Origin of the sequence: Gluconobacter oxydans, from assembly GCF_006539685.1 — a bacterium.
In the GTDB taxonomy this organism is placed as follows: Bacteria; Pseudomonadota; Alphaproteobacteria; order Acetobacterales; family Acetobacteraceae; genus Gluconobacter; species Gluconobacter oxydans.
Genome location: NZ_BJNM01000012.1, coordinates 61946 through 68327, shown reverse-complemented (window position 1 = coordinate 68327; position 6382 = coordinate 61946). Strand labels below are relative to the sequence as shown.

Genomic DNA, 6382 nt, shown 5'->3' with positions numbered 1-6382 from the left:
ATCTTTACGAACTCTCATCCAACGCCTCAGCTTCATTGCCTGAGGCGTTTTTTGCGTTCTGGGCTTTTGTCGTTCGGCCCGCGTTTAAAACCGCAATCAGCTTACCCTCCAACTCAATCCTGTGCTCCGCCCGCTCTGCGTCTCAAGAGAAGATAATGCGGTAAACGTTTCCAAGACCGTGTTTTGGTCGCTGGGGGCGACTAAAAATTATCTGAGGAAGATTTGCGACGGCCGCCCAAGCTGTAACGGTTGCCGGGGTAGGTGAAGATACCTTTCATGACGACGCGGCCTTTGACCCATGTGCGGCGTACGAGCTGGAGGCAGGGTTCGTGGGGGCCGATGTCCAGCAGCGATTGTAGCTCCGGCGTTGGAGAGACGGCGAACACGACGTGTTCGATCTCGTCGGGGCCGGAGATATGGTAAAGGTGCCGGTGCGGATGGGTGAGGGTGAAGTCCTGCTGGAGGTATTCGGGCGCGAATGCCGGAGAGACGAAACGTTCTTCCACCTGAAGCGGGATATCGTCTTCGAAATGGACGATCACGGAATGGAACAGCTTGCTGCCGGGACGCATGTCGAAGGAAAACGCGAGATCGATATCGGCGCGGATGGCTTCCAGCGTGATGACGCGGGCGGTATGGACGTGTCCTGAGCTCAGGATATCGTCAGCGATATCGTGAAGTTCCAGAAGGTCAGCCTTTGGCGAAGGGCGCGAGACGAATGTTCCCACACCCTGCGCGCGGACCACGACGCCTTCGGTCATCAGTTCACGAAGGGCCCGGTGGACCGTCATGCGGGAGACCCCGAGGAGTTCGACCAGTTCGCTCTCGGACGGGAGTTTCTGGCCTTCTTTCCATTCGCCGTCCTGAATGCGCTCGGTAATGTAGAGTTTGACCTGTTCGTACCGAGCGGGAGAGCGTTCCCGGGAGACGTCCATTTTCATGTCGCGGGCTGTCCTTCAGCTGGGAAGCGGCAATCCAAAAAACATCCTGGCGAAACGATTATTTAGACAAGAGGTTGTATGGATAAGAATATGCAACTTTATATCACAGGGTTTAGTTTACCGTCAAAAACTCGCTGAACTGGCCTTCTGCCGCCAATCCAGTACGAGAGTTCGTGTGGGCCGGCGAGGTCCCACAGAAGCATGTCCGCAGTCTGTCCGGTTGTCAGGCTGCCGGTTACGTTCTGAAGCCCCAGAGCCTGGGCCCCGATCCGGGTTACGGCCGAGAAGGTTTCTTCGGGCGTCATGCGGAACAGGGTGCAGGCCATGTTCATGATGCCTGTAAGGCTGACGCTTGGGGAGGTTCCGGGATTGCAGTCTGTGGCAAGTCCCATGGGAACATTGTGTTTTCGGAACAGGTCTACGGGCGGCATGCGCGTTTCGCGGATGAAATAGAAGGCTCCCGGAAGCAGCATCGCGACCGTGCCGGCATGAGCCAGGTCGATGACGTCGTCTTCCACGACATATTCCAGATGGTCGGTCGAGAGGGCGCCGTAACGTGCGGCCAGCTTGGTGCCGCCGCTGTTTGAGAGCTGCTCGGAATGGAGGCGGACGGGGATTTTCAGGTCGTTTGCCGCGATGAAGAGACGTTCGATCTGATCGGGGGTGAAGGCGATGTTTTCACAGAAGCCGTCAATACTGTCGATCAGCTTTTCTTCCACGGCCTGAGGGAGAATGTCGGTGATGAGGTGGGAGACATAATCATCCTGCCGGTCTTTGAATTCCGACGGCAGGGCGTGGGCACCGAGGAAAGTTGCGTGAACACGTACGGGCAGGGCGGTGCCGATGGCGCGGGCAACGCGGAGCTGTTTGAGTTCGTCCTGCAGAGTCAGGCCATAGCCCGATTTCATCTCAAGGGTTGTCGTGCCCTCGGCGATCATGCGTCGTACGCGGCGCGCTGTGACGTCAAAGAGTTCGTCTTCGGAGACGTGGCGGGTGGCGTTAACTGTAGAGATGATCCCGCCGCCCTTGCGTGCGATTTCCTCGTAGGAGCCGCCATTGAGGCGTTCCGCGAATTCCAGGCTGCGGTCGCCCGCGTAAATGACATGGGTGTGGGCGTCCACGAGGCCCGGCGTCATCCACAGGCCGTTTCCCGAGTGGATCTTATGCGCCAGGTTTTGCGGAGCGTCTGGCAGGTCACGGGCTGCTCCGATCCAGCTGATGCGTCCGTTTTCAATTCCGATGGCGGCATTGTGGATGCAGCCATAGCCGTCCTGATCCGAAATGAGCGCCGGGTCGGCCGTCGCGACATGAATGTCTGTCCAGAGCGTATCCCACATTCGCGTTCTTCCTTGCGCCATCAAATCTGTCGTGGTGGTATATACAAGTCTTACAATTCCATTATCATCATGCAACCAACGGGAAAAGCAAAGACTTTCCGCGTGATGAGGGAAGGAATGTCGAGGTTATGGAACTGTTTGCAGAGCAGGCCCTGCTGCCGGACGGCTGGCACCGGAATGTGCGGATTACCGTTTCTCCTGACGGGTGTTTCGAATCGATTGTCCCGGACGCCCGGATATCTGCGGATGTCGAGCGGAAAGCGATTGTTGTTCCGTCGCAGCTGAGTCTGCATTCCCATGCTTTTCAGCGGGGCATGGCGGGACTGGCGGAGAGCCGGCAGAATCCGGCGGATACGTTCTGGACCTGGCGGCGGCTGATGTATCAGCTCGCGCATCGCATTTTGCCCGAACAGATGCAGGATATTGCAAGCTACCTGTATATGGAAATGCTGACGGTCGGATATACGCAGGTCGCGGAATTCCATTATCTGCATCATGCGCCGGGTGGAGCGACTTACGGGCAGGTGGCGGAGATGTCCCTGCGCGTCGGTGAGGCGGCGCAGGCGGTTGGTATTGGTCTGACGCTTCTGCCGACGCTGTACGAGCGCGGGGGCTTTGACGGGCGTCCGCTTCAGGAGGCGCAGGAACGGTTCGCGACGACGCCGGAACTCATCGGCAGGATCATCAGCGAGACCCGGTCGGCCTGGGCAGAAACGCCGCTGCTCTCTGTTGGGTTGGGTCTGCATTCGCTGCGGGCGGTTGATCTGGAGACGGCTTCGGATCTTCTGTCTGTGCAGACGGGCCCTGTTCATATCCATGTCGCCGAGCAGCAGAAGGAAGTGGAGGAGTGCGTCGCCTTCGTGGGCGCGCGGCCTGTGGAATATCTGCTGTCTCAGACGGATGTGGATGAGCGGTGGTGTCTGGTGCATGCGACCCATCTGTCCGCTTCCGAGGTTGCGGGGATGGCGCGTTCCGGAGCGGTGGCGGGGCTTTGTCCGATCACGGAAGCCAATCTGGGGGACGGGCTTTTCCCGCTTGCGCCTTATGTAAATGACGGGGGACGCTTCGGGATTGGAAGCGACAGCAATGTCCTGATCAGCCCTTGGGAAGAGCTGCGCACTCTGGAATACGGGCAGAGGCTTTTTACGCAGACGCGATGCGCGGCTCTGCCGGCGGAGATGCTGGGGTCTACGGGTGGATGGCTGTATCGGCAGGCGCTGGATGGCGGGCGACGGGCCTGCGGGCTTGAGTCCTGGGGGTTGGTTGCCGGGGCGCGGGCGGATCTGTGCGTGTTGGACGAGGATCTGCTGCCGCTGCCGTATCTTCAGGATGATGCCGTTCTTGATGCGGCTATTTTCGGATCACGCCAGCCGCCTATGAAGGATGTGCTGTGTGGTGGCCAGTGGCGCGTGCGCGATGGACGGCACCTCAATCATGACGCTGTAACGGCTGCGTTCCGGCGCACCGTGCGCACTCTTCTTGATCTCTGATCTTACAAGGAAATCCTGACCATGACGGATGTTTTTTCCTTTGTTCGCGGGACAATGCCTGTGCTTGTGACCCTGCCGCATTCCGGCTGCCATCTGGCGCCCGGGATGGAAAGGCGGATGACGGAACGCGGGCGTCAGTTGCCTGATACCGACTGGTATATGGAACATCTTTATGCCGGTGCGCTGTCGAAGGGTATGGGAGTGCTGAAGGCCAATCATTCCCGTTATGTGGTGGATTTGAACCGCGGCGCTGACGATGCGGCGCTTTATCCGGGGCGGCCCAGCACGGGGCTTGTGCCGGCGCTGACGTTTGACGGGCAGCCCATTTACCATGAGGGGCAGGCACCGGACGAAAGCGAGATTGCCGAGCGGCGGGAGGCTTACTGGCGTCCCTATCATGATGCTGTTGCGGAAGAGCTGGAGCGGCTTCGTCAGAAATGGGGATGGGCGGTTCTGTGGGACGGGCATTCCATCAAATCGACCATTCCCCGGCTGTTTGAGGGGACACTTCCGGATCTGAACCTGGGGACCAATAGCGGACAGTCCTGCGACGGGGAATTGCAGACTCTTCTGGGGCAGAGGCTGGCTGGAAACGTGGCTTATAGCCATGTCGTCAATGGGCGTTTCAAGGGTGGATACACGACGCGGCATTACGGCCAGCCAGAGCGTGGCATCCATGCCATCCAGCTTGAAATTGCGCAGTCCACCTATCTGCGGAGCGGAGAGGCGCCCTGGCCGATCGATCTGGAGAAGGCGGTGCGTCTGTCGCGGATGATCGATGGCCTGCTTGAGACTGCGCTGTGCTGGCGGCCCGAGGCGGCCTGTTCGGGAAAATAAATCCCGATGTCATTTCATAAATGGATTGACAATTCCGCAGAGCGATTTGAGTATTGGTATATACAAGTTCATACAGGATGAAGCCCATGAGTGATCCCGGCAACCGCCTTTCGAATGATCGTGTCATCCGTGCCCCGACCGGGCCTGAACTCTCGGCCAAGAGCTGGCAGACGGAAGCGCCGCTCCGGATGCTGATGAACAATCTGGATCCCGACGTGGCGGAAAAGCCGTCCGAGCTCGTTGTCTATGGCGGCATCGGTCGCGCGGCGCGGAACTGGGACTGCTATGACAGGATCGTCGAGGCGCTGCGTGATCTGGAAGACGACCAGACGCTTCTGGTGCAGTCCGGCAAGCCGGTTGGCGTATTCCGGACGCATGCCGATGCGCCGCGTGTGCTGATCGCGAACTCCAACCTCGTGCCGCACTGGGCGACCTGGGAGAAGTTCAACGAACTCGATCGGGCCGGGCTCATGATGTACGGGCAGATGACGGCGGGATCGTGGATCTATATCGGCTCGCAGGGCATTGTTCAGGGCACGTACGAGACCTTCGTGGAAATGGGGCGCCAGTATTATGGCGGGAACCTCAAGGGGCGCTGGATTCTGACGGGCGGTCTGGGCGGCATGAGCGGGGCGCAGCCTCTGGCGGCTGTCATGGCTGGTGCGTCCATGCTGGCGGTCGAATGTGAGCCGTCCCGCATCCGCAAGCGGCTTGAGACGGGATATCTGGACCGTCAGGTCGATACGCTCGATGAGGCTCTGGAAATCATTCAGGACGCCTGTGCGAAAGGCGAGGCCGTTTCCGTGGGTCTTCTGGGAAATGCTGCCGAAGTCTTCCCGGAACTGGTACGGCGCGGCATCCGTCCGGATGGTGTGACGGATCAGACCTCCGCCCATGATCCGCTGAACGGTTATCTGCCGGCCGGATGGTCGCTGGAGCAGGCCGAGAAGATGCGGATTACCAATCCTGCGGCGGTTGAGAAGGCGGCGCGGGAGTCCATGCGGCTTCAGGTCGAGGCCATGGTGGCGTTCCATCGCCAGGGCATTCCGACTTTCGATTACGGCAACAACATCCGCCAGATGGCCTTTGACGAAGGGCTTGAAGACGCCTTTGCCTTCCCGGGCTTCGTGCCGGCCTATATCCGCCCGCTGTTCTGCCGGGGTATCGGGCCGTTCCGCTGGGCAGCGCTTTCGGGGGATCCGGAAGACATCTTCAAGACGGACCAGAAGGTCAAGGAACTGCTGCCGGACGACAAGCATCTTCATAACTGGCTCGATATGGCGCGGGAGAAGATCCACTTCCAGGGACTGCCTTCGCGCATCTGCTGGGTCGGTCTGGGGGACCGTCACCGTCTGGGACTGGCGTTCAACGAAATGGTGGCCAGCGGTGAGCTCAAGGGCCCGATCGTGATTGGCCGTGACCATCTGGACAGTGGTTCGGTCGCCAGTCCGAACCGTGAGACCGAGAGCATGCGTGACGGATCGGACGCTGTGTCCGACTGGCCGCTGCTGAATGCGCTGCTCAATACGGCGTCGGGCGCGACCTGGGTGTCCCTGCATCATGGCGGTGGCGTCGGCATGGGCTTCTCCCAGCATTCCGGCATGGTGATTGTGGCAGATGGTACGCCGGATGCGGCGCGGCGTCTGGAGCGGGTGCTGTGGAACGACCCGGCTACGGGCGTCATGCGGCACGCAGATGCCGGTTACGACATTGCAACTGACTGTGCCCGCGAGAAGGGCCTCGACCTTCCCATGATCACCCGCGGAGCCTGAGATCA

General features: G+C 59.9%; 5 protein-coding genes. 3 read left to right on the top strand and 2 right to left on the bottom strand.

Translation table 11 applies throughout. The features are described 5' to 3' along the window. Positions 1-200: 200 nt before the first annotated feature. Positions 201-941, bottom strand: a complete 741-nt coding sequence (gene hutC, locus GOX01_RS07060; protein WP_011252715.1) for a histidine utilization repressor — start codon at positions 939-941, stop codon at positions 201-203. Between the two features lie 98 nt (positions 942-1039). Further along, positions 1040-2278 (bottom strand): imidazolonepropionase, encoded by a 1239-nt coding sequence (gene hutI, locus GOX01_RS07055; RefSeq protein ID WP_062269727.1) that lies wholly within the window; start codon positions 2276-2278, stop codon positions 1040-1042. 128 nt (positions 2279-2406) lie between these two features. On the opposite strand from hutI, the gene GOX01_RS07050 reads away from it, so the two are divergent. The 3 genes from GOX01_RS07050 to hutU all read left to right on the top strand — a co-directional run bounded on the left by GOX01_RS07050 (position 2407) and on the right by hutU (position 6377). Beyond that, on the top strand, positions 2407-3768 hold the full coding sequence (locus GOX01_RS07050; RefSeq protein ID WP_011252717.1) for a formimidoylglutamate deiminase: 1362 nt from the start codon (positions 2407-2409) through the stop codon (positions 3766-3768). A gap of 21 nt (positions 3769-3789) precedes the next feature. Then, complete coding sequence (hutG, locus tag GOX01_RS07045; RefSeq protein ID WP_011252718.1) at positions 3790-4605, top strand: N-formylglutamate deformylase; 816 nt, start codon at positions 3790-3792, stop codon at positions 4603-4605. Between the two features lie 86 nt (positions 4606-4691). Beyond that, the gene (hutU, locus tag GOX01_RS07040; RefSeq protein WP_011252719.1) at positions 4692-6377 is read left to right on the top strand and encodes a urocanate hydratase; all 1686 of its coding nucleotides are present in this window, start codon (positions 4692-4694) and stop codon (positions 6375-6377) included. The last annotated feature ends 5 nt before the right edge of the window (positions 6378-6382 follow it).

Coding starts and splice junctions, on each gene's coding strand:
- GOX01_RS07050 (WP_011252717.1), top strand. CDS start 2,407: ATGGAACTGTTTGCAGAGCAGGCCCTGCTGCCGGACGGCTGGCACCGG.
- hutG (WP_011252718.1), top strand. CDS start 3,790: ATGACGGATGTTTTTTCCTTTGTTCGCGGGACAATGCCTGTGCTTGTG.
- hutU (WP_011252719.1), top strand. CDS start 4,692: ATGAGTGATCCCGGCAACCGCCTTTCGAATGATCGTGTCATCCGTGCC.
- hutI (WP_062269727.1), bottom strand. CDS start 2,278: ATGTGGGATACGCTCTGGACAGACATTCATGTCGCGACGGCCGACCCG.
- hutC (WP_011252715.1), bottom strand. CDS start 941: ATGAAAATGGACGTCTCCCGGGAACGCTCTCCCGCTCGGTACGAACAG.